The 26,383-nt window shown below is 48.3% G+C and carries 22 protein-coding genes; 7 read left to right on the top strand and 15 right to left on the bottom strand.

Annotation, left to right across the window (positions count from 1 at the left end):
* The 4 genes from ctaD to lexA form a co-directional block, all read right to left on the bottom strand.
* Window positions 1–1,587, bottom strand: a complete 1,587-nt coding sequence (ctaD, locus tag NOG12_RS10345) for a cytochrome c oxidase subunit I (protein WP_153827032.1) — start codon at window positions 1,585–1,587, stop codon at window positions 1–3.
* A 12-nt stretch (window positions 1,588–1,599) separates the two neighbouring features.
* Window positions 1,600–2,724, bottom strand: coding sequence for a cytochrome c oxidase subunit II (gene coxB / locus NOG12_RS10340; protein WP_110076652.1), 1,125 nt, complete (start codon window positions 2,722–2,724; stop codon window positions 1,600–1,602).
* A 295-nt stretch (window positions 2,725–3,019) separates the two neighbouring features.
* On the bottom strand, window positions 3,020–3,448 hold the full coding sequence (locus NOG12_RS10335) for a hypothetical protein (RefSeq protein WP_313933221.1): 429 nt from the start codon (window positions 3,446–3,448) through the stop codon (window positions 3,020–3,022).
* Window positions 3,445–4,062 (bottom strand): transcriptional repressor LexA, encoded by a 618-nt coding sequence (gene lexA, locus NOG12_RS10330; protein WP_153827030.1) that lies wholly within the window; start codon window positions 4,060–4,062, stop codon window positions 3,445–3,447. Before lexA ends, NOG12_RS10335 begins: the two co-directional genes overlap by 4 nt.
* 145 nt (window positions 4,063–4,207) lie before the next feature.
* On the opposite strand from lexA, the gene plsB reads away from it, so the two are divergent.
* Window positions 4,208–6,670: a glycerol-3-phosphate 1-O-acyltransferase PlsB gene (plsB, locus tag NOG12_RS10325; RefSeq protein WP_313933220.1), complete on the top strand. Its 2,463-nt coding sequence runs from the start codon at window positions 4,208–4,210 to the stop codon at window positions 6,668–6,670.
* 59 nt (window positions 6,671–6,729) lie between these two features.
* On the opposite strand, the gene ubiA is transcribed toward plsB, so the two are convergent.
* The 6 genes from ubiA to NOG12_RS10295 are packed head-to-tail and all read right to left on the bottom strand — an operon-like array spanning window position 6,730 to window position 11,627.
* Window positions 6,730–7,593, bottom strand: coding sequence for a 4-hydroxybenzoate octaprenyltransferase (ubiA, locus tag NOG12_RS10320; RefSeq protein WP_418055315.1), 864 nt, complete (start codon window positions 7,591–7,593; stop codon window positions 6,730–6,732).
* 1 nt (window position 7,594) lies between these two features.
* Window positions 7,595–8,215 (bottom strand): chorismate--pyruvate lyase family protein, encoded by a 621-nt coding sequence (locus NOG12_RS10315; RefSeq protein WP_313933219.1) that lies wholly within the window; start codon window positions 8,213–8,215, stop codon window positions 7,595–7,597.
* 9 nt (window positions 8,216–8,224) lie between these two features.
* The gene (locus NOG12_RS10310) at window positions 8,225–9,064 is read right to left on the bottom strand and encodes a rhomboid family intramembrane serine protease (RefSeq protein WP_313933218.1); all 840 of its coding nucleotides are present in this window, start codon (window positions 9,062–9,064) and stop codon (window positions 8,225–8,227) included.
* The gene (gene glpE / locus NOG12_RS10305) at window positions 9,065–9,388 is read right to left on the bottom strand and encodes a thiosulfate sulfurtransferase GlpE (RefSeq protein WP_313933217.1); all 324 of its coding nucleotides are present in this window, start codon (window positions 9,386–9,388) and stop codon (window positions 9,065–9,067) included.
* A 7-nt stretch (window positions 9,389–9,395) separates the two neighbouring features.
* Complete coding sequence (tdh, locus tag NOG12_RS10300) at window positions 9,396–10,421, bottom strand: L-threonine 3-dehydrogenase (protein ID WP_110076645.1); 1,026 nt, start codon at window positions 10,419–10,421, stop codon at window positions 9,396–9,398.
* A gap of 12 nt (window positions 10,422–10,433) precedes the next feature.
* Window positions 10,434–11,627: a glycine C-acetyltransferase gene (locus tag NOG12_RS10295; protein WP_313933215.1), complete on the bottom strand. Its 1,194-nt coding sequence runs from the start codon at window positions 11,625–11,627 to the stop codon at window positions 10,434–10,436.
* Window positions 11,628–11,728: 101 nt separating this feature from the next.
* Here NOG12_RS10295 and coaD point away from each other — a divergent pair, with 101 nt between their 5' ends.
* On the top strand, window positions 11,729–12,235 hold the full coding sequence (coaD, locus tag NOG12_RS10290) for a pantetheine-phosphate adenylyltransferase (RefSeq protein WP_153827026.1): 507 nt from the start codon (window positions 11,729–11,731) through the stop codon (window positions 12,233–12,235).
* Between the two features lie 63 nt (window positions 12,236–12,298).
* Here the strand turns inward: coaD and NOG12_RS10285 are convergent, their stop codons facing one another.
* Complete coding sequence (locus NOG12_RS10285) at window positions 12,299–13,633, bottom strand: sodium-dependent transporter (protein ID WP_313933214.1); 1,335 nt, start codon at window positions 13,631–13,633, stop codon at window positions 12,299–12,301.
* Window positions 13,634–13,814: 181 nt separating this feature from the next.
* Between NOG12_RS10285 and pckA the strand changes: the two genes are divergently transcribed.
* Window positions 13,815–15,416 carry a phosphoenolpyruvate carboxykinase (ATP) gene (gene pckA, locus NOG12_RS10280; RefSeq protein WP_313933213.1) on the top strand — a complete coding sequence of 534 codons (1,602 nt, stop codon included), beginning with the start codon at window positions 13,815–13,817 and terminating at the stop codon, window positions 15,414–15,416.
* Window positions 15,417–15,553: 137 nt separating this feature from the next.
* Here pckA and NOG12_RS10275 read toward each other — a convergent pair whose 3' ends face one another.
* Together NOG12_RS10275 and NOG12_RS10270 are read right to left on the bottom strand one after the other, a co-directional pair.
* Entirely contained in the window at window positions 15,554–16,666 is a 1,113-nt protein-coding gene (locus tag NOG12_RS10275; RefSeq protein ID WP_313933212.1) for a GGDEF domain-containing protein, read from the bottom strand.
* A 24-nt stretch (window positions 16,667–16,690) separates the two neighbouring features.
* Entirely contained in the window at window positions 16,691–18,697 is a 2,007-nt protein-coding gene (locus NOG12_RS10270; protein WP_313933211.1) for a S9 family peptidase, read from the bottom strand.
* A gap of 115 nt (window positions 18,698–18,812) precedes the next feature.
* On the opposite strand from NOG12_RS10270, the gene NOG12_RS10265 reads away from it, so the two are divergent.
* Window positions 18,813–20,591, top strand: coding sequence for an SLC13 family permease (locus NOG12_RS10265; protein ID WP_313933210.1), 1,779 nt, complete (start codon window positions 18,813–18,815; stop codon window positions 20,589–20,591).
* Here NOG12_RS10265 and fabR read toward each other — a convergent pair.
* Window positions 20,560–21,180: an HTH-type transcriptional repressor FabR gene (gene fabR, locus NOG12_RS10260; protein WP_313933209.1), complete on the bottom strand. Its 621-nt coding sequence runs from the start codon at window positions 21,178–21,180 to the stop codon at window positions 20,560–20,562. The genes NOG12_RS10265 and fabR overlap by 32 nt on opposite strands.
* A 201-nt stretch (window positions 21,181–21,381) precedes the next feature.
* Between fabR and NOG12_RS10255 the strand changes: the two genes are divergently transcribed.
* A complete protein-coding gene (locus NOG12_RS10255; RefSeq protein ID WP_313933208.1) occupies window positions 21,382–22,536 on the top strand; it encodes an acyl-CoA desaturase in 1,155 nt (384 codons plus the stop codon).
* 59 nt (window positions 22,537–22,595) lie between these two features.
* On the opposite strand, the gene NOG12_RS10250 is transcribed toward NOG12_RS10255, so the two are convergent.
* On the bottom strand, window positions 22,596–24,938 hold the full coding sequence (locus NOG12_RS10250; RefSeq protein ID WP_313933207.1) for a Tex family protein: 2,343 nt from the start codon (window positions 24,936–24,938) through the stop codon (window positions 22,596–22,598).
* Between the two features lie 120 nt (window positions 24,939–25,058).
* Between NOG12_RS10250 and greB the strand changes: the two genes are divergently transcribed.
* Window positions 25,059–25,532, top strand: coding sequence for a transcription elongation factor GreB (gene greB, locus NOG12_RS10245; RefSeq protein WP_313933206.1), 474 nt, complete (start codon window positions 25,059–25,061; stop codon window positions 25,530–25,532).
* A 102-nt stretch (window positions 25,533–25,634) separates the two neighbouring features.
* Window positions 25,635–26,375: an osmolarity response regulator transcription factor OmpR gene (gene ompR, locus NOG12_RS10240; protein WP_110076634.1), complete on the top strand. Its 741-nt coding sequence runs from the start codon at window positions 25,635–25,637 to the stop codon at window positions 26,373–26,375.
* The last annotated feature ends 8 nt before the right edge of the window (window positions 26,376–26,383 follow it).

Here is a 26,383-nt window from a genome sequence, read left to right as displayed (position 1 = left end):
TTACTTCACCTCAGGTGGGGTCTCAAAGGTGTGATAAGGCGCTGGTGAAGGCACTGTCCATTCCAACCCTTCGGCTCCTTCCCAAGGTTTGGCAGGGGCCTTCTCGCCACCTTTAACACACTTAATCACCACCCATAAGAAAATCAACTGGGAGAGGCCAAACGCAAAGCCACCGATACTGACAATTTGGTTAATATCAGCAAATTGTAGTGAGTAGTCAGGGATACGCCGCGGCATACCAGCCAAGCCAGCAAAGTGCATGGGGAAGAACAGCACGTTAACTGAGATCAACGAGCACCAGAAATGCAAGCGCCCGAGCTTCTCGTCGTACATGTGGCCAGTCCATTTAGGTAGCCAATAGTAAGCCGCTGCCATGATGGAGAAAATCGCACCACTCACTAAAACATAATGGAAGTGAGCCACTACAAAATAAGTGTCGTGGTATTGAAAGTCGACCGGGGTAATAGCCAGCATTAAGCCCGAGAAGCCGCCAATGGTGAACAGAATCACAAAGGCTAAAGCAAATAACATCGGGGTTTCAAAAGTGATCGAACCGCGCCACATGGTGGCAACCCAGTTAAATACTTTCACCCCAGTAGGCACCGAGATCAGCATGGTTGCATACATAAAGAACATTTCGGCTGCTACCGGCATACCGGTGGTGAACATATGATGCGCCCAGACCAAGAAACTGAGTATGGCGATAGCTCCGGTGGCGTACACCATGGACGAGTAACCAAACAGCGGCTTACGTGAAAATGCTGGGATAATCGCCGAAATAATACCGAATGACGGTAAAATCATGATGTAAACTTCTGGATGCCCGAAGAACCAGAAAATGTGCTGGAACATGACCGGGTCGCCGCCCCCGGCAGCGTCAAAGAAGCTGGTACCAAAGTATTTATCCGTCAACACCATGGTCACCGCTCCTGCGAGCACGGGCATCACAGCTATCAACAGGAAAGCAGTGATGAGCCAAGTCCAGACAAACAGCGGCATCTTCATGTAATTCATCCCGGGTGCACGCATGTTCATGATGGTTACTATCACGTTGATGGCGCCCATGATGGATGAAATACCCATGATGTGCACAGAGAACACAAACAAAGCCGTTGAATCGCTACTGTAAGTGGTGGAAAGGGGAGCATAGAAGGTCCAACCAAAGGCAGGGCCGCCGCCTTCCATAAATAACGAGGCTAGCAAAATAGCGAACGCAAAGGGTAGGATCCAGAAACTCCAGTTATTCATTCGTGGTAACGCCATATCTGGCGCACCAATCATCATCGGAATCATCCAGTTTGCTAATCCGGTAAAGGCCGGCATAACCGCGCCAAATACCATGGTCAAGCCGTGTACTGTGGTCATCTGATTAAAGAAGTGCGGATCGACCAACTGCAATCCAGGTTGGAATAACTCGGCGCGAATAACCATCGCCATCGAGCCGCCTACTAAAAACATAATAAAACTGAACCATAAATACATAGAGCCTATGTCTTTATGATTGGTGGTAAATAGCCAACGGGTAATTCCCGACGGCGCGTGGTGGTGATGATCTTGGTGATCCATCTCGCCAACAACTGTGCTCATAGCCGGGTCTCCTTAATTATTCTTATATTCGTTAACATCGGCGGCTTGTACTAAATCGCCAGTGCTGTTGCCCCAAGCATTACGCTCGTAGGTGATGACCGCAGCCAACTCACGAAGGCTTAGCTGGTTACCAAAGGCTTGCATGGCGGTGCCATTCTTACCATTCACCACAATATCAATGTGTGCGGGTAAATCGTTGAGTACCATATCGGTGCCGACTAAGCTTGGGAACACCCCAGGAATACCTTGGCCATTAGGTTGGTGACAAGCAGCGCAGTTACCTAAGTACACGCTTTCGCCAAGTTGCATAAGCTCGGCTTCGGTCATCGACATGGCCAATAAGCGTTGTTCCTCAGCTTTGGCTTGCTTAGCGATTTGCTCCTGCTCGGTAATCCAAGCATCGTACTCGGCCGGCTCCTTAGCAATTACAACCACCGGCATGAAGCCATGGTCTTTGCCGCAAAGCTCAGCACATTGGCCACGGTAAATACCGGGTTCATCTACTTTGGTCCAAGCTTCATTAATAAAGCCGGGGTTCGCGTCCTTTTTCACCGCAAAGTCAGGTACCCACCAAGAATGGATAACGTCATCTGAGGTGATGAGAAAGCGGACTTTTTTACCTGTAGGAATAACTAATGGCCGGTCAACTTCAAGCAAGTAATTCTCGCCTTTATCAAGGCGGTTATTGATTTGCTCTTGTTGAGTAGCTAGGAGGCTGAAGAACTCAACGTCGTGGTCAAAATATTTGTAGTGCCACTTCCATTGCGAACCAGTAACTAACACGGTGACGTCAGATTCACTGGTGTCTTCCATAGCAATGAGTGTTGACGTTGCTGGAATAGCCATACCTATCAAAATTAAGAAGGGGATGACCGTCCAAGCAATCTCAACTTTCACGTTTTCATGGAAAGTGGCTGGTTTAACCCCCTGCTTTTTGCGGTGGGCTATCATGGACCAAAACATGGCCCCAAAAACTAAGAGACCTATCACACAACAGATATAAAAAATGGTCATGTGTAAGTCATAGACGCGATTACTTATCTCAGTAACGCCTTGAGTTAAGTTTAATTGCGACGATTGTGCGCTTGCAGCAAATGGAATGCTCGCAAGTAAGCTAGTGATGAGTCTCGTTCTCACGCGACAGCTCCTCTCATTCTTCCGACGCGGTAACCGCGATTACACCGAAGTGCTTGCCTGAAGAACAAAGAGGTGAGTAGAAAAAGGAACAGCATTTCCTTCGAAAATCGCTTTCCCCACTAACCCTTTGTTGTTGTGTATCAATATTTGTTTTTATTTATTGTGTTAGCAGTTAATGCCTGATCAAAATACCACCTTCTGCACAAATTGCCACCGCAAAAGTTAAGATTTTTTTATTTAAGGATAAAAAAAGGGCTGCCATCACGGCAGCCCTATCAAATCCTTCACGGCAGATTTAGTGGAGTGGGGTACGTGAAGGTTGTTCATCAAAGATGAAACTGTGGGTATGGCTAACTTTACTTGCCATTTTTAAACGTTGCTGAGTACGCGGTGCTAATTCACCTAACCAGCTTAAAACAATGCTGCTAGTGCCTGCGAGTAGGGCTTGTTCAGTTGCCCATTCGCGCTCGTCTTGATTGCGTCCGCAGACCCATCGAATGCGGGTACGACTGATCCCGGCTGCAACTAATTTTTCTACGACATCTCTTGTCGCACCGATAACAGTCACCCATTGGTGAGAACGCAATGACAGGGCATGTAAACGCGGCAACAAGGCCTCTAAGGATGAACTTGTTGCAGTTGCTTCAAGCTCACTAGCCCAAGTATCAGGTGTTACTTCGTGGACTGCTGATAACATATCGTGGTGATAAAATTTGTTTCTCATAACCATGCTCCATTGCGAATCACGCCTACAGCTAACCCTTCAATCGTGAAAAACTGTGAGGTTAAATCGACTTTAATCGGGGCGAATTCGTCGTTTTCGGGATGTAGGAAGATAACATTGCCGCGTCGCTCAAAGCGTTTCACCGTCACCTCATCTTCAACGCGGGCAACCACTATTTGGCCATTACGAGCTTCTTGAGTTTTGTGAACAGCTAGTAAGTCGCCATCGAGAATACCGATATCTTTCATGCTCATACCGTTAACGCGTAACAGGAAATCAGCCGCCGGGTGAAACAGGTTTTGGTCAACCTGAACGTGACTCTCAACGTGCTCCTGCGCCAAAATAGGTTCACCTGCGGCTACTTGACCAATCAGTGGTAAACCGCTTGGAGCTTCGTCTTCTGCCTCCATTAACTGGATACCTCGAGACATGCCAGGCATCATCTTAATCACGCCTTTTTTGGCTAGTGCTTTCAAATGCTCTTCGGCTGAATTAGCGGAACGAAAACCCAAGCGCTCAGCTATCTCAGCACGGGTGGGTGGCATACCAGTCGCATCAATATTGTCTTTGATTAAAGTCAGAATTTGTTGCTGACGAGGTGTTAACGGACGCATATGTTTACCTGTTTATCTATACAGTAATACTGTGAGTATATACAGGTGTTTTGGAATCGCAACTTTTTTGTGCAATTTTTTTCTATCAGACAAATTCAAACAACAATGATATTCTTTAAGGGTTTCATTTTGTCGAGGAAGGTTCATGAGTCTAAAAGGCTTTTGGCGCAGCCTGTTGCACTGGCCAGTGCGTTGGTTAACACGCTTTGAGATTATTGTTGATGAGTCGGTACAAGGGCTAAAGGGCAGCGACCACGTGGTGTATGTGATGCGCAGTGTGTCCAATGCCGACTTATTGGTGGCCCAACGAGCGTTGCGTGCAGCGGGCTTACCTGACCCTACCCAGCCGTTATTGTTAAACGGTAACGAGTATGCGCGGGTCATGTATTTAGATCAGACCGACCAGCATAGTGCTCAACAGGCGATTAAGGATTTCGAACAGTTGCTTAATGCCCATCAACAGGATCGAAGCTTGGCGGTTTCCTTGGTGCCAGTAGGATTATTTTGGGGGCGCCAAGCCGGTCAGGAGCGACGGCAGGGGCGCACCATGATTGCAGATGTGGATAACCCAGGGCATTGGCGTAAATTTTGGCTGGTGCTGTTCTCGGGTCGGCATATTCTGGTGCGTGGCAGTCGGCCGGTGCAATTGCAAGAGATGGCCGAACAGCGCGGTAGTACCAAACATCTAGCGCACAAGCTGGCACGGGTAGCACGCGTTCATTTTGTCCGGATGCGCCATGCAGTTGCAGGGCCGAAGATGACGGAACGGGCGGTGGTGATTCAAGACCTCCTGGATACGCCAGCGTTACGCCAAGCCATCGCTGATGAGGCGAAGAGCAAAAAGCAAACCGAAGCACAAGCGCGTAAGACTGCTGAAAAATACTTGCATGAGATAGCTGCTAACTATAACGATACCTTAGTGCGTCTTTTAGACCGCTTTATGACCTGGTGTTGGAGTCGTATTTATAACGGGATTCATGTGGATGGCGGCGAGCGTATTCGCGAGCTGGCGCAAGCCGGGCATGAGGTGATCTATGTGCCGTGTCACCGTTCGCACATGGATTACCTGCTGTTAAGTTACGTGATTTATAAAGAAGGTTTGGTGCCGCCGCACATTGCTGCGGGGGTGAACTTAGACTTTTTCCCGGCGGGTCCTATTTTCCGCCGTGGCGGTGCTTTTTTCATCCGCCGTAGCTTCAAAGGCAACAAACTTTACTCGACGGTGTTTCGTGAATACTTGAACCGCTTGTTCCAAAAGGGCTACCCAGTAGAATATTTTACCGAGGGTGGGCGCAGTAGAACCGGTCGTTTGTTACCCCCTAAAACAGGTATGGTCGCGATGACCATTCAAGGCATGTTACGTGGTCAACAGCGTCCGATATCCTTGGTGCCTGTGTACTTAGGCTACGAGCATGTCATGGAAGTGGGTACTTACTTAAAAGAGCTTAAAGGTAAGTCCAAAGAAAAAGAATCCGTATGGCAGGTGCTGAGTAGCTTGCGTCATTTACGCAATTTTGGCCAAGGCTATGTCTCCTTTGGTGACCCTATTAACCTTGGTGATACCTTAGATAAATTGCAGCCGAACTGGCGTGAATCTATTACGTTGGGTGCCGAGGAGCCATCGCGGCCCCAATGGTTAACCCCAACCGTTAATGTGTTGGCTGATGAAATCATGTGTCGAATCAATAATGCGGCGGCGTTGAATAGCATTAACTTGTCGGCGCTAGCCATTCTCAGCTCTGAGCACCATGCGTTAACTCGTGAAGAACTGATTGGCCAACTGGACTTATACACAGATATTTTGCGCCATGTGCCTTACAGTAAGGATGCCTATATTCCAGACCAAACGGGTGCTGAATTGTGGGAACTTGCGAAACGACACGATAAGTTTGTGGTAGAAGCCGATACCATGGGGGAATTGATTCGGCTAGACGGTACCACGGCCATCGCCATGACCTATTACCGTAATAATATCATCCACATGGTGATCGTGCCTGCAATCGTCGCCGCCTATGCGATGGGGCATAAAAAGTTTGGTATCGCGGGCTTGCAGGCCTTAATAAAACAACTGCAGCCCTTATTACGCGATGAACTCTTTTTGAGTCATCCAGAACAAGATATCGAGCTTTGGGTAGCCGCATTATTAGAGCATTACGTACAGATTGGTTTGTTAACCAACGAGCAAGACTGTGTTTATGGCGTACCTGCACGTGATTCGCAGCGTTATTTCCAATTGGTACTCCTGGCCCGCAGCGCCAGTGAAACCTTGCAGCGCTATGCTATTGTGTTGGAGCTATTACAGCAAGCGCAGCCAATAAGTCGTAGCGATTTAGAGCAGCATGCGGTGACGCTGGCGGAACGTTTGAGTGCCATTCATGGGGTTAATGCGCCAGAGTTCTTTGATCGAAAAGTACTGACAACCTTGGTTGCGACCATTAAGCGTGAGGGTTACATCAGCGTTAATACCGACGGCATGTTGTTGGCTGATGCGCGGGTAGGCTTGTTCAGTGATGCCATCGATGTGTTGTTAGAACCTACTGTGCTGCAAACCATTAGGCAATCGGTGCAACAACTGTTGATGCAGGCGGATACCTCCACCAGCGAGTAAAAAAATGCGCAAGCTCGGTGCAGACCGGGCTTGCGCTAGCTAAGCTTGAACCTAAAAACTTAAAACCAGTACTCGAGCGCGACCGCCAGCGTAAGGATCCAGCCTACATGATTGTTGTGTAAAAAGGCCTTAAAGCAGGCATCAGGCTCGCGCCACCAAATCATCTTTTGCTGCCATAAAAACAGTATTGCCACGATACTTAACCCCAGCCAATAGGCCAATCCATAAGCTAGTTCAATGCCTAGCCACAGTAGTAGCAGCAGGGTAATCACTTGCAGGCTAAAAATCGCCAGCTTATCAAAGCCAGCAAACAAAATAGCTGTAGATTTCACCCCAATCTTTAAATCATCAGGTCTGTCCGCCATGGCGTACTCGGTATCGTAGGCAACCGTCCAAGCGATATTGGCGAAAAACAGCAGCCAAGCCACCAAGGGTAAGCCTTGCTCCAACGCGGTAAAGGGCATCAGCACGCCAAAACTGAAGGCAATGCCCAGCACTACTTGGGGCAGCTGGGTAAAACGTTTACAGAAGGGATAGAGAGTAGCTACGGCAACAGCAGCGATACTTAGTAAAATGGTGGCTACATTAAATTGCAAAACTATCAGTAGAGCGATGAACAACAAGCCCACAAACAAAACGAGCGCCTGCCAAGGTTTGATAGCCCCCGTTGCTAGCGGTCGTTGTTTAGTACGAGTGACATGAGCATCTATGTGGCGATCAGCGTAATCATTAATGACACAGCCAGCCGAACGCATCACAAACACACCCAGCATAAACAACACCACCACTTTTAACGGAGGGTTACCGTTACCAGCAATGAACAAAGCGATTAACGTAGGCCAACCTAACAATAGGGTGCCAATGGGGCGGTCAGCACGCATCAGCTGCCAGCTTGCCCGCGCCAACGAACGTATGTTGGTCATGTTAACTTCCCCTTGATGAACTAGCAGATAACGCCAACTGAGCTGGTATGGAAGCGCCAATAAACACTTCTGCTACCAGCACCTGTTGTTGTGCTGCAGTAAAGCAACTGCGGCGTCCCCATAACTGTTGGCGAGCAAAACCGAGTTGTTGATTGAGGTCACTGACTACCGAGTTATCGGCAAAGCAGCAGACCTCAATCGCGCTGCGCTGCAGATCCGGTTGGGCAAACAGATGCGCCCCTAAGGGTTTATCGCCAAGCTGGCCTAGTTGTAACTGCTTGGTATCCATGGCGCTGGCAGGAAAAACACTACGCGCAAACACCCAAGGCTGGCCATCGCAGCACAACAGCACCTCACGGATAATCGCATGTTCGCCGGTTAGATCGGTGCCCAGCCAAGTGGCCTCATCGGCACGAATGATACCTGGTTGCTGGCCGATAACGATAACCTGAAAATCACTGCTATGCTGTTTGAGTTTGGCGGTAAGGGATTGCGGGTCTTGTAACCAACTATCGAGCTCAGCATGCTGGCTTAGGTGTTGGGCCTCGGCCTTGCACCAGTTCGCTTGTTGCGCCACCCCAATCACCGGAAAGTTAACCCCATTGGGAAGTAAAAATCCCATATTAAAACCTTATTTGGTGCTGAAACGGCTTAGCCACTGGATCAGTGCACCAACCAATAAGCCACTGACTAAACCAGCGGTGTGGGCGGTGTTAGCAACATTCACCCAAAGTAAGTCGGTGTAGCCTAACAGCAGCCAAGCCAACATAAAGATGATTAATCCACGGGGTAGAAAGAGCGGGTGGCGAGGACGATTCCATGCAACCACCACGGCTAGGCCAAAAAGACCATAAACCACACCCGATAAACCGCCAAAATACGGGCCACTTACCATAAACTGTGCAGTGTTAGAGACCAGCGCTACGCAAACGTAAGTTAAAATCAGCCATTTGGAGCCATAATAGCGCTCAAAACGGCCGCCTAAATACCACCACCAAAACACATTAAACAAAATATGCATGGCACTAAAGTGCAACAAAGCCGGGGTTAACAAGCGCCAAGGTTGAGCCCATGGTAGTTGCTCAAACGAATCGGGATTATAGAGCAGGGCGCGTAATATCGGCTCTTGCAGCGCATCGAGTTGTAGCCCTGCAAAGACCAGCACCACCAACAGCGCATACCCCGCAGTAAACCAACCACTTTGTTGCAACAGTTGCTTGAGCAAACTAGGGGTGGCATGACTGCTTGCGGACGCAGGCGTGTGCGCCGGTTCGGCTTGATCGAGTAACTCGGGATGGTGCTTGAGCTCTTGCAACAGCGCCTTCGCATGCGCACTGTAACTCGCCACGGTAAGCCATAACTCTAACTGGCTACCATGTTCGCTGACGGTGACTGGAACGCCGCGCTGGCTTAAGAACCGGTAGGTTTTGGCCATTAACTCAGCATCTTCAGTACTCATCAGCTTTTGCATTTAACCGCGCTCCATAGCCTCAGGATATTGTTGGCCCCATGCCGTCATGCCACCATCAAGGCTACTGACGAGCTCAATGCCTTGGCCAGCCAAATACTGGGCGGCACCTTGGCTACTGTTACCATGGTAACAAACCACTACCACCTGTTGCTCATCATCTAACTGTTGCAAAAACTCACTGAGGCTGGCATCGGTTAAATGCACAGCCCCTGGGATATGGCCCATGGCGAATGAACGCGCATCGCGAATATCGGCGAATGCCGTGTTGCCCTGCTGCCATAATTGGTGCGCGGTAGCACAGTTGATACGCGTAAATTCTGCCATAGTAAGCTTAACTCCAATCTAAAATGACTTTACCGGATTGACCCGACGTCATGATATCAAAACCTTGCTGGAAGTCAGCAACCGGCAAACTATGGGTTAGAATAGGTGATAAATCTAGCCCTGATTGCAGTAAGCTGGCCATTTTGTACCAGGTTTCAAACATTTCGCGGCCGTAAATACCTTTAATAACTAACCCTTTGAAAATCACTTGGTTCCAATCGATAGCAACGCTTTGTGGTGGGATCCCAAGCATGGCGATTTTGCCACCATGGTTCATGGTTTCTAACATTTGCGAAAATGCCGAAGGCACCCCTGACATTTCAAGACCTACGTCAAAGCCTTCTTTCATGCCTAGTTCTTGCATCACATCGCGCAAATTTTCTTTGCTGACGTCAACGGCACGAGTTGCGCCCATTTGCTTCGCTAGATCTAACCGGTACTGGTTAACATCGGTGATCACCACGTGGCGAGCCCCAACATGGCGGGCAACGGCCGCGGCCATAATACCAATGGGGCCTGCTCCAGTAATAAGCACGTCTTCGCCGACTAAATCAAAAGCAAGTGCGGTGTGGACAGCATTACCAAAAGGGTCGAAGATAGCCGCTAAATCATCGCTGATATCGTCGGGTAATTTAAAGGCATTCTCGGCTGGAATCACCAAGTATTCAGCAAAAGCACCCGGACGGTTAACGCCAACGCCTACGGTATTGCGGCATAAATGCCGACGCCCGGCACGGCAGTTACGGCAGTAGCCACAGGTGATATGGCCTTCGCCCGATACGCGGTCACCTTTGGTAAAACCACGCACGCCATCACCCATGGCTTCAACGACACCAACGTATTCGTGGCCAACCACCATAGGTACTGGAATGGTTTTTTGTGACCACTCGTCCCATTTGTAAATGTGTACGTCAGTACCGCAAATAGCGGTTTTCTTGATCCGAATAAGGAGATCGTTGTAACCGTATTCAGGTTGTTCAACCTCGGTCATCCAAATGCCGGGTTCTGCATGTAATTTAGCGAGCGCTTTCATGGGCAAAACTCCTTAAATAATTCCGAGGTCTTTACCAATACGGGTAAAGGCATCAATAGCACGGTCAAGCTGCTCACGACTATGGGCAGCATTCATTTGCGTACGAATACGAGCTTTACCACGCGGCACCACAGGGAATGAGAAACCGACCACGTAGATACCTTCTTTAAGCATCCGGTCAGCCATTTCTGAGGCCAAGCGGGCATCACCAATCATCACTGGAATAATGGCATGATCTGCACCGCTCAAAGTAAAGCCAGCCGCAGTCATTTGTTTACGGAAGTAATTAGCGTTGTCCCAAAGTTTCTGGCGTCGCTCATGGCCTTGCTCAAGCATCTCAAGTACGCGGATAGAGGCTTGCACAATCGCAGGAGCCACTGAGTTAGAGAACAGATAAGGACGCGAGCGCTGACGCAACCAATCAATCACTGGCTTTTTACCTGAGGTGTAACCACCTGAAGCGCCACCCAATGCTTTACCGAGGGTGCCGGTGATAATATCAACGCGGCCCATGACCTCGCAGTACTCGTGAGTACCTTTACCGTTAGCACCTAAAAAACCTGTGGCATGACAGTCGTCCATCATCACCAGGGCGCCATATTCATCGGCTAAATCACAAATTCCCTTAAGGTTGGCAATCACGCCATCCATTGAGAACACACCATCGGTGGCTATCAGAATGTTACGAGCGCCGTCGGCTTTTGCTTGTTTTAGTTGAGTTTCAAGGTCGGCCATATCGTTATTTTTGTAACGATAGCGCTTCGCCTTGCTCAATCTAATTCCATCAATAATCGAGGCATGATTAAGCTCGTCACTGATGATGGCATCTTCGGGGCCCATGAGGGTCTCAAATAAACCACCATTAGCATCAAAGCATGATGAATAAAGAATGGTATCTTCGGTACCTAAGAACTCACTCAATTTAGCTTCTAATTGCTTGTGAATGTTTTGGGTACCACAGATAAAACGCACCGATGCGGTACCAAAGCCGTGTTCATCTAGACCTTGCTTTGCCGCCGCAATCAGTTCAGAATTATTGGCCAAACCAAGGTAGTTATTGGCGCAGAAGTTAAGTACAGACTCGCCGTTACCTACTTCGATTTCAGCGTCTTGGTCGCCTAAAATGATGCGTTCGTTTTTGTACAAGCCTTCGTTTTCAAGCTCCACGAGCTGGGCTTCAAGCTGTTGATAAAAATCGTTCTTCATGTAATTCTCCGTGGTTCGGACTGATTCATGGATTTATGTTGCATAGTTTACCTGATCTACAGGGGGCTGCGCATCCTCATTTATGCAACGGGAGATAATTGATGCATAAACGCGCTATTTACCCAGGCACCTTCGATCCTATTACGAATGGTCATGCGGATCTGATTGAACGGGCAGCAAATTTATTCAGTGAAGTGATTGTAGGCGTTGCCAACAGTCCTAGCAAAAAGCCGATGTTCTCATTAGCAGAACGAGTAGCTTTGGTACAGCAAGTCACAGAGAATTTGAACAACGTTACGGTTGTTGGTTTTAGTGGTTTGTTGGTTGATTTTGCTAAAGAGCAGGGCGCTACTGTACTTATTCGTGGGTTGCGTGCGGTTTCAGATTTTGAGTATGAATTTCAGTTAGCCAATATGAATCGCCGGCTGTTTCCGGGCCTAGAAAGTGTCTTTTTGACGCCCGCTGAAGAGAATTCCTTTATCTCTTCAACGTTAGTGAAAGAAGTCGCTATTCATCATGGCGATGTCCGTCAGTTTACCGATAGTCGTGTCGCAGCAGCTTTAGAACAGCAAGTTAAACTGCGCGATCAGGCAACCAATCAGAATTAACTAGATGAATCAGCGTTAAGGCTCTAGTGAGCCTTAACGCTCGATAAGCTCCAACTGAACAGCTTAAAACGCAACATCCACGAATACCCAGAGCAATAGTAGCGGGCACACGACCCGTAAGTGCCAGAACAGCAAACGATACTTCAACTGCTGTTGGGCAAGTTCACGTAAGCGATTGCTGCGCTGCCATAACCAACCCAACACAATAAAATAAAACAACCCAGACAGCGGCAATTGGAACTGAGTAACATAGGTCACCACCCAGTTAAAGAGTGGTTCAAACCAAATCACCAAAGCACTACCGATGACGGCTATCAGCGCAGCAATAATCCAAGCTGCTTGGCGTCGTGACAGCTGGTGTTGCTCGATGGCATAGGCAATGGGCACTTCCGCAGTAGCAATCGTTGAGGTCAGCGCAGCAATACTGAGTAGCGCAAAAAAGGCAAAGCCTAGCCAAGCTCCGGCTGTACCTAATTGAGCAAACAATTGCGGCAAGATTTGAAAGATCAGTTGCCCTTCGCCAATCAGCTGATCGCCTTCCGCAACACTGAGCCCTTGTGCCATAGCGACATATAACGCAGGAATGATCAGCAACCCGGCTAGAAACGCAATCAGTGTATCCAGCCCTGCCACCCCAAAGACTAACTTGCCGATACGGGTGTCTTTAGGCAGGTAACTCCCATAGATCATCATGCCGCCCAAGCCGATCGACAACGAGAAAAACGCTTGTCCCATCGCTGCGACAATCAGCCCCGGTTGTTGTAATGCGGATAAATCAGGAATTAAGTAGGCCGCTAAACCAGTGCTAGCACCGGGCAACGTAAGAATGTAGGCAATGAGACTCAGTAGTAGAAGCACCAACACCGGCATTAAACGCCGTGACCAGCGTTCGATACCTTGTTGCACGCCCTTAATGACAATCCCAAAAGTAAGACTAATAAAGGCAAACATCAGCACCAAGTCGCGACTATGACTACCGGTTTGCAGCCACTGGCTTAGTTGGTCTAGGTTGAGCGCAAGAGCGAGCGACGCTAACCCCTGCGCCAACATCCAAGCGGCGACTAAATGGTAAAAACTCAGCATCAAGATGGCGCCACCGACATTCAGGTAGCCCATACCGGCACCAGCCGCAGCACCCACTCCAGCGGGGCGTTGTGCCAAGCTGCGTAAGGCTTGCACGGGGTTGGCTTGAGCCGCATGGCCCAACGAGATTTCGGTATAAAGTGCTGGAATAGCGAGAATTAATACCACTAACAAATAGACCAACAAGAACACGCCGCCGCCATGATTAGCCACTTGGGTTGGAAAGCCCCAAATATTGCCAAGCCCTACGGCAGAGCCCGCGGCTGCAAGAATAAAGCCTATTCTGGTATTAAAAGCATCACGTATCATAATCACAACTATAGGTTGGCAAGTTGGCACTCTAGCGCCACTTAGGAATTAAAAAGTTAGCAAAAACTCAGCCATTCTAGCCCCTATGACATAGGTTAGACTATTATTTTTGAGCATTTCGGGTTAAAATCTCGCCCCACGAATTGTCGTTAATTTAAGCTAAACTAAACCCGCAGGAGTTCAGCCCATGACTGATCTGGATTTAAGCCAATATGGCATAACAGACGTCAGTGAAATCGTACACAACCCTTCGTACGATGTTTTGTTCGAAGAGGAAACGCGCGATGACCTTCATGGTTACGAAAAAGGAACCGTCACTAAACTAGGCGCAGTTGCCGTTGATACCGGTATTTTTACTGGTCGCTCGCCGAAAGATAAATACATCGTTCGTGACGAAACAACCAAGGATACGTTGTGGTGGGCTGATCAAGGCAAAAACGACAACAAAGCTATTTCACCAGAAATCTGGGCCGATTTAAAGCAGACCGTAACCACTCAGTTATCAGGTAAGCGTCTGTTTGTAGTAGATACTTTCTGCGGAGCTAACGAAGACACCCGTTTAGCGGTGCGCTTTATCACAGAAGTTGCTTGGCAAGCCCATTTCGTAAAAAACATGTTCATTCGTCCAAGCGCAGAAGAACTAGCTAGCTTCAAGCCAGATTTTGTGGTGATGAACGGTGCTAAATGTATCAATGCGAAGTGGCAAGAGCACGGTTTGAATTCTGAAAACTTCGTGGCTTTCAATTTAACTGAACGTATTCAGTTAATTGGTGGTACATGGTACGGCGGCGAAATGAAGAAAGGTATGTTCTCAATGATGAACTACTTTTTACCATTAAAAGGTATCGCATCAATGCACTGTTCAGCCAACGTGGGTGAAGCCGGTGATGTTGCGATCTTCTTCGGTTTGTCAGGTACCGGTAAAACCACCTTATCGACGGATCCGAAACGCCAGTTAATCGGTGATGATGAGCATGGCTGGGATGACGATGGGGTGTTCAACTTTGAAGGCGGCTGCTACGCAAAAACCATCAATTTATCTGAAGAAGCTGAGCCAGATATCTATCGTGCGATTCGACGCGATGCGTTGTTAGAAAACGTCACTGTTTTAGCTGATGGTACTGTTGATTTTAATGACGGTTCAAAAACTGAGAATACTCGGGTTTCTTATCCAATTCATCACATCGATAACATCGTTAAGCCAGTTTCTAAAGCTGGTCATGCTAAGAAAGTTATCTTTTTGACTGCGGATGCCTTTGGCGTATTACCACCGGTCTCTAAGTTAACCAAAGAGCAAACGGAGTATTACTTCTTGTCGGGCTTCACTGCTAAATTAGCGGGAACCGAGCGTGGCATCACTGAGCCGACGCCAACTTTCTCTAGTTGTTTTGGCGCAGCCTTCTTGTCGTTGCACCCAACTCAATATGCTGAAGTTTTGGTCAAGCGTATGGAAGCTGCCGGCGCAGAAGCCTACTTAGTCAATACTGGCTGGAATGGTACTGGTAAGCGTATTTCTATCAAAGCGACCCGCGCTATCATTGATGCTATTTTAGATGGCAGCATTGAAGATGCTGAATTTGTGCAATTGCCATACTTTAACTTAGCCATGCCAACGGCATTAGCTGGGGTTGAAGACAGCAATATTTTAGATCCGCGTCACACTTATAGCGACGTGATTGAATGGGATTTAAAAGCTAAAGATTTAGCACAGCGTTTTGTCGCGAACTTTGAGAAGTTCACTGATAACGCTGAAGGCCAAGCCTTGGTTGCTGCTGGTCCGCAGCTATAACATGTAAGCCAGTGCCTATAGCTGGCTTAAACGTAAAACAACTCAGCTTGTCTTTGGTATGAGACCTGTCTTACCGAGACAAGCTGAGCTTTTAAATAAAAAGCTTTCTTCGCTCTGACCGCTTAAACCTCATAGCCTCAATAACTACTACTGACCACGCAATTACGGCCACCATGCTTAGCTTTATAAAGGGCATTATCTGCATGCTGAATAAGCTCTACTGCAAGCGCAGAAGTTGATTTACTCGAAGCCGCTGCAAGTTCTGGGGTTAGGACAGCGGTACCTAGACTTAAGGTTAGATTAAGTTGTAGGTTAGTAAAACTATGATTACCTACATTGACACGAATGCGTTCGGCCAGCTCAGCCACTTCTTTACTGTTAGTTTGGGGACAGATAATCAAGAATTCTTCACCGCCCCAACGCCCCAGAATATCTGCTTCGCGCACGTTATTACGCAACAGCTTAGCTAGCTCAATCAACACTTGATCACCCACCAAATGACCAAATTCATCATTAATTAATTTAAACAAATCGGCGTCAATAATGATCACTGCCAGCGGTTGCTGTTGGCGTTTTGCTTGCGATACTAAGTGCCCTAACATGTGATCTAGGTGCGAGCGATTATAAAGCTCAGTAAGCCTATCGGTAGTGGCCAACAAAGTGAGTTGTTTATTTTTATCTTCAAGAATGATTTGGGCCGCCGCCCGGGTGCGTTCATGATGACGGATGGTCATCACCAAAAAAGTGGTCGCTAAAGTGATATTAAAAAGGCTGGCCAAGTTAAATGAATGCTCTGACCATTCAGGTGCACGCCATAGTAAAAAGCCTATTACGTAACTGAAAAACAAAAGATTGATATAAATAGCCTGGCGCCCACCAAGCAAAAAGAAAGACAGCGATGGCACAATCGTCAGCCAGTAATAAGAATAGTTGCGGCCTTCAGCTACATGCAAGTAGACCAATAAAAAGCTAATGATCAAACCTACTGTAAGCTGCCCGGCTAAACGAATATTAAGCGTACTTTTGGTATAGCGTTGAACTGCGGTAACCAAAACTGCTGCCACTAAGTCCACCAGTGCCATATCGAACAGCAATAGCACTAAACTGTTTAGGAGCACAAAAAAGACAAAATAAACCTGTAAAAAGGCAAGCACAGCTTGTAATAGCTGTACTTGCCGATACCGTAAATCTTCAGGTTCAAACTGATGCGGAATCACCCACCAACTAAGGTAACTTTTGATTGCATCCATGGTGAGTGATCCTTGTCTTAGCCGTTAAAGATTATCAGCGTGCGGTAATTCATGCGCTGGCGCTTCTTTACCACCATCTACTAAAAAGTGTTGCATCCAACGCATCAAACGCATGGAGTAGTCTAGCTGTGCTGCAACGCGACGGTTACCATGGCCTTCGCCCGGATACAGCACTAACCGCACAGGAACTTTGCCATGGGTCTTCAGGTAACGGTAGAGCTCCATCGACTGACTGGGATGAACTCGCGTATCTTCTTTACCGTGCATAATTAAAATCGGTGTGCGAGCTTTTTCGGCGTGGTAAATAGGGCTGCGCTCTAGGTACCATTGCCATTTTTCCCATGGGTAGCTACGGGCGTGCACGGCGTGCATTTCTTTGGCGATATCGGTGGTACCGAACTTAGAAATGTTATCGCTGATACCTACAAACATCACGCTTGCGGCGAAGTGTTCAGTTTGTGCTGTGGCACCCCACGCAGAGGCAAAGCCGCCGTATGAGCCACCGGTGATACCGACTTTTTTGGCATCTACTAAGCCCATCTCAACCAAATGGTTTTTGCCATCAACTAAATCGTCAAATTCCTTACCGGCATAATCGTTCTGGCCAAGTTTAGAAAACTCAACGCCACGACCTGTACTACCACGATAATTCGGGAAGAATAACGCAAAGCCTTGCTGGGCAGCGTATTTTACCGGGCTGCCATAACGATCCAACCAACCATCGCTATAATGGGCCTCAGGACCGCCGTGTACGACCATAATCAGCGGGTACTTGGTGCCTTTTTTGTAATCAGTTGGATACACCACAATACCTTCAAGCTCCAAACCATCACGAGCTTTGTAAGTGATGGTTTCTTGGCGTGGCTGGGTAATATCAGCTAGCCATGGGTTTGAGTCGGTGACGCGTTGAAGCTGTTGGTTGCTCAAACGGAACAGTTCAGTTGGGTGTTCAGCACTGTGGGCGCGAACGAGAATATCGTTCTGGCCTGGCGCTGCTTCAATATCTACGGCAATGAGCTTACCTGGCTCAAGTAAGGTGCGGCTTTCGAACCACTGCATGGTCAGTGCTTGCACCTCACTTTGAGTGCCGCGATGACCTAACCAAATCAACTCATCATTTTTACGCCAAGCAATGTCTTGCACGTGGCCTTGATAATCAGGCAGTACATCTTTGCGTTCGTTGTTTTTGCTGGTGTCATAAACGTACAAGCGGCCACTTGCTGGGTCGTTGTAGTCGGCCGCTGCAATCACAGCTAAATAACGTCCATCCGGAGAGAACTCAGCTTTGCCAAGTTTTCCTTCTGACGCAAATGTGGAGACAGGCTTGCCAGCATAATCGATTAACTGATACTGACTACTCATGTAGTTATCATCAACTAAGGCCGTAGGTGCGGTACGTACCAACAACTGCTCACTGCCAGGACGGAATGCCACCGAAAGAACTTGCTGATTATCCGTCACTTGGACTGGCTCAACAGTATCTACTTGAGTGTCAACTAACCACGCGTGAGTAAAGACATGTTGTTCTTCATAAATTTCTGCGCGAAAGCCTTTCTTAGCTAATTTGCTCTTGTTTTCATCAGCTTTGGTTTGTGCTCTAAAAGCAACATAACGGCCATCAGCGCTAATGCTGTAGCTGTAAATGTTGTTTACATGGCTCACCACTTTCTGGGCTTCACCACCTGTGGTTGCCATACGGTACAGACTAGTGTGCTTGTCATCACCACGCTTGGCTAAGAAGTACAGAGTTTGACCATGAAAACTAACTTGGCTGAAGCTCTCTTTACCGGTAATAAAAGGCACCTTAGTATCGCCCAGCACTGTGTAGAGCGCTTGATAAGAACCACCATCATCATCTTTGTATGGCGTTCTTGGGGTGACTTGCGTGTAGGCAGCAAGTTGGCCATCTGCGGCAAGCACGGCGCTGTTAACTGAACGTACCGTAATGGTTTCAGTTAATGAGATATCACGTGCCATGGCTGGTAACGCAAGGGTTGCCGTTAATAGCACCAGGCTAAGTCGTCGCAACATAGAATACTCCTTGGTGATTGTTATTGTAAATTTCGCTTCATATTAACAGTAATTTTATTGACTTCACAAAAAATCACGCCAATCTGTAGGTTATCGAGCGACTAATGGACTCTTTATGACCGACCAGCTACTTATAGGTGCGATTTTACTTGCGGCGTTGGCACTTTTTATTTGGGATAAATGGCGTTACGACTTGGTCGCTATGTTGGCTTTGTTAGCCGCTGCAGTGTTTGGCTTAGTGCCGGCTGCAGAAGTATTTACTGGGTTTGGAAATCCCGCTGTGATCACGGTAGCGGCGGTACTTATTATTAGTCATGCCATGTGGCGCTCAGGGGTGGTAGATGCCCTGGCTTCTTTGATGAAGCGGGTGGGCGATAACAGCTTTTTACAAATGGTGGCGTTAACGGGGCTAACCACCTTATGCTCTGCCTTTATCAGCAATACCGGCACCATGGCTATCATGATTCCGGTAGCCTTACAGTTATCTCGAAGCGGTTTAGGCCATGCTTCAAAAGTGCTGATGCCAATGGCGTTTGGCTCGCTGTTAGGCGGTACTATTACCATGATAGGTACGCCACCAAACATCATCATCGCCGACATTCGGCAAGCAGCCTTGGGCACTAGCTTTGGGATTTTTGATTTTACCCCTGTTGGCCTCACCTTAGCCTTGGTCGGGCTGGTGTTTATGTGGATCTTCAGTCGTATTTTGGTACCTAGCAGTGGCAGCCGGAATGCGGCTAATTCACCCTACGATATGAGCTCGTACTTAACTGAACTTTACGTGCCGGCTGGAGCTGCGCTCATTAGTGAAACCCTGTATGAGTTTGAAACCAAAATCAAAGATAGCTTTGCGGTGGTGGCGGTGAAGCAGGGCAAACAAGTGATTACCGCGCCACCGCGCTATTACCGCATTAAACAAGAAGACGTGTTAATTATCGAAGCAGACACCGAAACCCTTCAAAAAATTATCGATGCGACGGGTTTTGAACTCAATGCAGATGAAGAATTAGATCAACGATTTTTGGTGTCCGATGATATTCAAGTGGTAGAAGGCGTGGTGGGCCCTGACTCGCGGCTGATTGGTCGCTCGGCAGCGGATCTACGCATTCGTCACCGCTTTGGCGTCAATATTTTGGCTGTTGCTAGGCAGGGGCAGCCAGTAAAACCTAACTTAGCAAATATTCGCTTTAAGCCTGGCGATGTGTTGTTACTTCAGGGCGATGCCGAAGTGCTTGCGGATGTGTTTCGGCGGTTCGGTTGTTTCCCCTTAGCCCAGCGCAGTATGCGCATCGGGGGGACCCGCAAATTATTTACCCCACTGATTATCTTTGCGGTAGCTATTGTTTTGAGTGCGCTTGGCTGGCTGAGTGTGCCGGTAGCCTTCACCGCTGCCGCTGGCGCTATGGTATTTGCCAATATTATTCCCTTGCGCGAGCTCTATGAAAATATCGACTGGCCGATTGTGGTATTGCTGGGCGCTACTATTCCGCTAGGGTCTGCGTTGGAGCGTAGTGGTGCTGCCGCCACCTTAGCCGATTGGGCGCTACATATTAGTTCAGGTGCCCCCGCTGCGGTAGCCATGGTGGTGCTCTTAATAGTGACAGTGGCACTCTCTAATGTTGTTAACAACGCGGCTGCCGCGGTATTGATGGCACCGATAGGGCTAAGCATGGCTAGCACTTTAGGGGTCTCCGCTGATCCGTTTTTAATGGCAGTGGCCATAGGTGCGGCACTACCTTTTATGACGCCGATAGGGCATCAATCAAATATCCTCGTGATGGGACCGGGCGGTTATGCTTTTGGTGATTATTGGAAGCTTGGACTACCGCTCACCTTATTGATGATTGCTGCCGCTGTGCCGCTTATTCTTTGGGTATGGCCGCTGTCCGCGTAGCTTCTGCACCACGGGCAATGATGCGTAGCTGATGAATAGTTTGCTCGGTCAGCCGTTGGCGCTCCTTGTTGTCCGCATCGAGCGCATCGGCGCCTACACTAAACACAATGCGCACAATCGCATCGGCCTGCAGTTCTGCAAGTTCACGCGTAAATTTTTGCTCGTCTACTAAATAATCTTCTAGCTCCGAGGTAAAGTGCTCGACTTCGCGCGCTACCGCCATCCGAAATTCTCGTGAGTTGCCGGATTTTTCTTGCAATAACAACCTAAAAATAGCCGTGTTGTTGTTCACAAACTCCATAAAGGTGGTCACTGAGGCGCGAATAATCGAGCCACCTTTGGCGATTTGCTGCCGCGACTGGCGTAATAATTGCCGTAGCGTTAAACCACCTTCATCAACTAACGTTAAGCCTAGCTCTTCCATATTTTGAAAGTGCCGATAGAACGAAGTAGGGGCAATTCCGGCTTCCCGCGCAACTTCGCGTAAACTCAAACTTGCATAGCCATGTTCGGCGCTTAATTGATTCATCGCTGCTTGAATGAGCGCGCGTCTGGTTTTTTCTTTTTGTGCAGCACGAATACCGGCCATGGTGATATCTCTGATTATCGAAGGTGATGGAACTATTGAAGTGGCTCAAGGGTGATTATGTCAGTGAACTCATGTTCACGCAATTCATCGTATCTTAGGAACTTTTGCTTGCACCAAACGCCTAACCTAGGTAAATTGAGCGTACACGTGTTCACTTAAAGTAGAGCATAGTGTTTCATTTTTTGTTTATTGGTTGGTGTTATGTCTGCACAAAATAATTCAGCAGCCGCTGAAAAACCCCCTATCATTTGGCTAAATGCGTTAGTTTTCGCAATTACCTTTGGTATTACTGTTGTTGCTGTGCCTTGGTATGCAATAACGCACGGATTCTCTACCGCATTGATTGTGGGAATGTTGGCAACCATTGGTTTTGCCGGTATTTCAATTACTGCGGGTTACCATCGTTTGTGGGCGCACCGAGCCTATAACGCACATTGGTCGTTACGCGTGCTGTTTGCGCTGGGCGGTGCTTTAGCCGTACAGAACAGTGCGTTACATTGGTCTTCAGATCATCGTGAACATCACAAGCATGTGGATGATAACGACAAAGATCCCTACTCAGCCAAACGCGGCTTCTGGTATTCGCATATCGGTTGGATGCTGCGTGAGTATCAAGCGTCGCGTTACACCAACTACGATAACGTCAAAGATCTGCAACAAGACAAAGTGGTCATGTGGCAGCATCGTAACTACTTAACCTTAACCTTGTTAACCAGTTTTGGCTGGCCCATCTTGTTTGGCCTGTTAGTGGGTGATATCTGGGGTTCAGTGTTATTAGTGGGCGTGGCTCGCTTAGTGATTAATCATCACACGACTTTCTTTATCAACTCGCTGGCGCATGTCTGGGGTAAGCAAACTTACACTGACCGTAACACCGCGCGTGATAACGGAGTACTGGCTTTATTAACCTTTGGTGAAGGCTACCATAACTACCACCATATCTTTTCAGCAGATTATCGCAACGGCATTCGGTGGTGGCATTTTGACCCAACCAAATGGTTAATTCGGGCTTGTTCGTGGCTTGGTTTAACTAGCGATCTTAAGCGCACCAATGGTTATCAAATTGAAAAAGCCCGACTAGAAATGCAATTCAAAAAGGCGAAGCAAAAGGCGCAAGTCTCCTGTGAGACAACCTTAGCTAGATGGCATGAAGAGTATGACCAGCTGATGGCTAAATTGCGCGAGTACTATCAAGTACGTAAGCAACTGCTAGACGTTAAAGCCAAAGCTTTAGCAGATAGTGTGCACCTACCTACGATGGCTGAATTACAGCACCGAGCGGAAGAGTTGCGTGCTACCTTTATGGCGCATAAACGAGCATTTCAGCAGCAGTTGAAGTTGGTATCTGCGAGCTAACAGCAACCGTTGCTGAACAGATATGAAAGCCCTACTCAGCATGAGTAGGGCTTTTTTTATTACTTTTTAGCTTTGGCAAAGGCATCGGCAAAAGCCGAACCCATCGCTGAATTTGCAGCGGCCGGTTTGTTTGGCGACGTTGATGCGCGAGCTGGCGCACCTTTGCGGTTCGTCTTAGCGCCACTTTTACCCGCACTACCCGCATTAGCCGCCGGAGCCGGGGCAGGGAGGTCATCGGTTAAACGCATGGTTAAGCCGATACGTTTACGTGCGACATCTACCTCGAGTACTTTGACTTTCACGATATCACCCGCTTTGACCACCTCGCGCGGATCGCTTACAAACTTGTCTGAAAGAGCCGACACATGCACCAACCCATCTTGATGCACGCCAATGTCAACGAAGGCACCAAAGGCAGCAACGTTACTCACGACGCCCTCTAGCGTCATGCCTGGAGTTAAGTCGTTAATACTGTCGACACCCTCTTTAAAGCTGGCTGTTTTAAACTCAGGCCGAGGGTCGCGACCTGGCTTATCCAGCTCACGCAAAATATCGATGATGGTTGGGATACCAAATTTATCATCGACATAATCGGCCGCTTTCAAGGTCTTTAAGAACCCAGAGTCACCTATGAGTTCAGCAACTTGCTTGTTGTTGCTCTGCGCAATGCGCTCGACCACTGGATAAGCCTCTGGGTGCACCGCCGAAGCATCCAGAGGTTGAGTACCTCCCATGATGCGTAAAAAGCCGGCGGCTTGCTCAAAGGCTTTGGGCCCCATGCGCGGCACTTTTAATAATTGCTGGCGCTGCTCGAACGCGCCGTGGGTATCGCGGTAAGCAATAATATTCTGTGCCACCAATTTCGATAGGCCAGCCACTCGTGCTAATAGCGCTGCCGAGGCCGTATTGATATCTACTCCAACGGCGTTAACGCAGTCTTCTACCACAGCATCCAAACTTTGCGCCAATTGCGCCTGACTCACATCATGCTGATATTGGCCCACGCCAATAGATTTGGGCTCAATTTTCACCAATTCTGCCAGTGGGTCTTGCAGGCGGCGGGCAATGGAGACAGCGCCGCGTAGCGATACGTCTAAATCAGGAAACTCCTGCGCCGCAAGCTCAGACGCCGAGTACACCGAGGCACCCGCCTCGTTCACAATAACCTTGTGCGCCTTGAGTTCGGGTAGTGCTTTAAGCATATCGCCGACCAATTTATCGGTTTCACGCGAGTGAGTACCGTTACCGATAGCAATCAGTTCAACTTTATATTGCTTACACAAAGTCGCCAAAGTCCGAAGCGATTTATCCACTTGGTTTTGCGGCTGAAAAGGAAACACGGTGTTGGTGGCAAGGACTTTGCCGGTAGCATCTACTACGGCAACCTTCACCCCGGTACGTACGCCTGGGTCAAGCCCCATGGTCACTTTCGCACCAGCTGGTGCTGCCATCAGTAAGTCTTTTAGGTTGTTGGCAAAAATCTGAATGGCATCGGTTTCAGCTCGTTCGCGTATCGCGCCAAAGAGTTCGGTTTCCATGTGCAACAAGATCTTAATCCGCCAAGTCCATTGAATCGTTTGTTGCAACCAAGCGTCCGCGGCACGCTGCTGGTGCTGCCAGCCCAAATGGCTAGCAATAATGTGTTCACAGTAACTCGGGGCTTTAGCATCCTCTTGGTGTGGATCTGCCACCAGCTTGAGTTGCAAGATCCCTTCATTGCGCCCGCGGAACAGCGCTAGGGCTCGGTGCGAAGGGATTTTCTTAAGTGCTTCGCTGAAGGCAAAGTAGTCGCGATACTTACTTCCCTCTTGCTCTTTGCCACTGGCAACGGTGCTAGCAATTTCCGCTTGTTGCCATAAATATTCACGTACTTTTTTCAACAGGGCCGCATCTTCGGCGAAGCGCTCCATCAGAATAAAACGCGCACCTTCAAGAACGGCTTTGCTATCAGCAAACCCTGCTTCGGCGTTAATGTATTGCTCGGCTAAGGATTCTGGCTGTTGCTGCGGTTGTGTAAACAAGGTCTCAGCCAAGGGCTCTAGCCCTGCTTCTATCGCGATCTGCCCCTTAGTGCGACGCTTTGGCTTGTAGGGTAAATACAAGTCTTCTAGTTCGGTTTTGGCTTGGGTGCTCTTAATCGCGGCTGCTAGTTCAGGAGTTAACTTACCCTGTTCGGCAATGCTGGCCAAAATAACTTGGCGCCGGTCCTCTAAATCACGCAAGTAAGTTAAGCGTTGGGCTAAATTGCGCAACTGAGTGTCGTCTAGGCCACCGGTAGCCTCTTTACGATAACGGGCAATAAAAGGGACGGTAGCGCCATCATCTAATAGCGCGATAGCAGCTTGGATCTGCTGCGAGCCTACCGCTAATTCGGTCGCAATTTGCTGGGTAATCGAGCTCATGGTTTCTCTCGTTAGCTAAAAATTGGGGCCAAGTATATCAGTCTATAGAGGTGCTAGCATTCTCAAATTAAACCTCTTAAGATGCTTGCCATCAGCAGTTTGCCAAGCAAGGATTAGGCATTGAAGACAAATTTGATTACCCGTGCTGGGTTCACTAAATTAACCGATGAACTCAATTATTTGTGGCGCGAATACCGTCCTGAAATCACCCAGAAAGTAGCCTGGGCGGCAAGCCTTGGTGATCGCAGCGAAAATGCTGATTACAAAGAGAATAAGCGACTGTTGCGGCAAATCGACCGACGCGTACGATTTTTACGTAAACGACTCGAAGAAGTGCGTATAGTGGATTACTCGCCACAACAACAAGGCCGAGTCTTTTTTGGCGCCTGGGTGGTGATTGAAGATGAGAGTGGGCAACAGCGCCGGTTTCGTATCGTGGGGCCGGATGAGATCTATGGCCGCAACGATTACATCTCGATTGACTCACCGATGGCTCGCGCACTGTTGAAAAAACAAGTAGATGATGAGGTGACTGTGGCAACTCCCGCTGGCACTAAGTACTGGCTAGTACATACCATTGAGTATGAGTCATAGCCGCAGGGGTTGCGCTTCGACATGTTTGCTTACAAGCCAATTTTGGTAATTATGGTAGGCATCTTTTATAGTTCAGGTAAGTCATAATAAGAGCACTAAATAATGAGCCAAACTACTTTTAAAATACTGGTTGTAGATGACGATGCAAGGTTGCGCAGTTTGTTAGAGCGTTACCTGCAAGAACAAGGTTTTTATGTTCGTAGTGCGGCCGAGAGCGAGCAAATGAATCGGTTGCTAGAGCGTGAAAACTTTCACCTGATGGTGCTAGATTTGATGCTTCCCGGTGAAGATGGTCTAACTATTTGTAAGCGCTTACGCCAACAGAACAATGATATTCCCATTGTGATGCTCACCGCCAAAGGGGATGAAGTGGATCGTATCATCGGCCTTGAGCTTGGTGCGGATGACTACTTGGCGAAACCTTTTAATCCTCGTGAACTGCTGGCACGTATTCGGGCGGTGCTAAGACGCCGTGGTAATGAAATCCCCGGTGCTCCGGCGGCGCAAGATGAAGAAATCGTGTTTGGTGAGTTTCGGCTTAATTTGGGTACCCGTGAAATGTATCGAGGCGACGAGCAGATGCCACTAACAAGTGGCGAGTTTGCCGTACTCAAAGCCTTGGTGACTCATCCACGCCAGCCGATGTCACGGGATAAACTAATGAATCAGGCCCGAGGCAGAGATTACAGTGCGTTAGAGCGCAGTATTGATGTGCAGGTATCACGGTTGCGGCGGATGCTTGAAGTAGACCCTGCTAATCCGCGTTACATCCAGACTGTGTGGGGGCTAGGTTATGTGTTTGTGCCAGATGGTAAAGCACCGACAGCTGATAAATCTAAGTAATTAAGGTC

The organism is Pseudidiomarina fusca (genome assembly GCF_032227045.1).
GTDB classification, from domain to species: domain Bacteria; phylum Pseudomonadota; class Gammaproteobacteria; order Enterobacterales; family Alteromonadaceae; genus Pseudidiomarina; species Pseudidiomarina fusca.
Note: the sequence above shows the minus strand (reverse complement) of the source record. Positions and strands in the feature narration are given on the sequence as shown.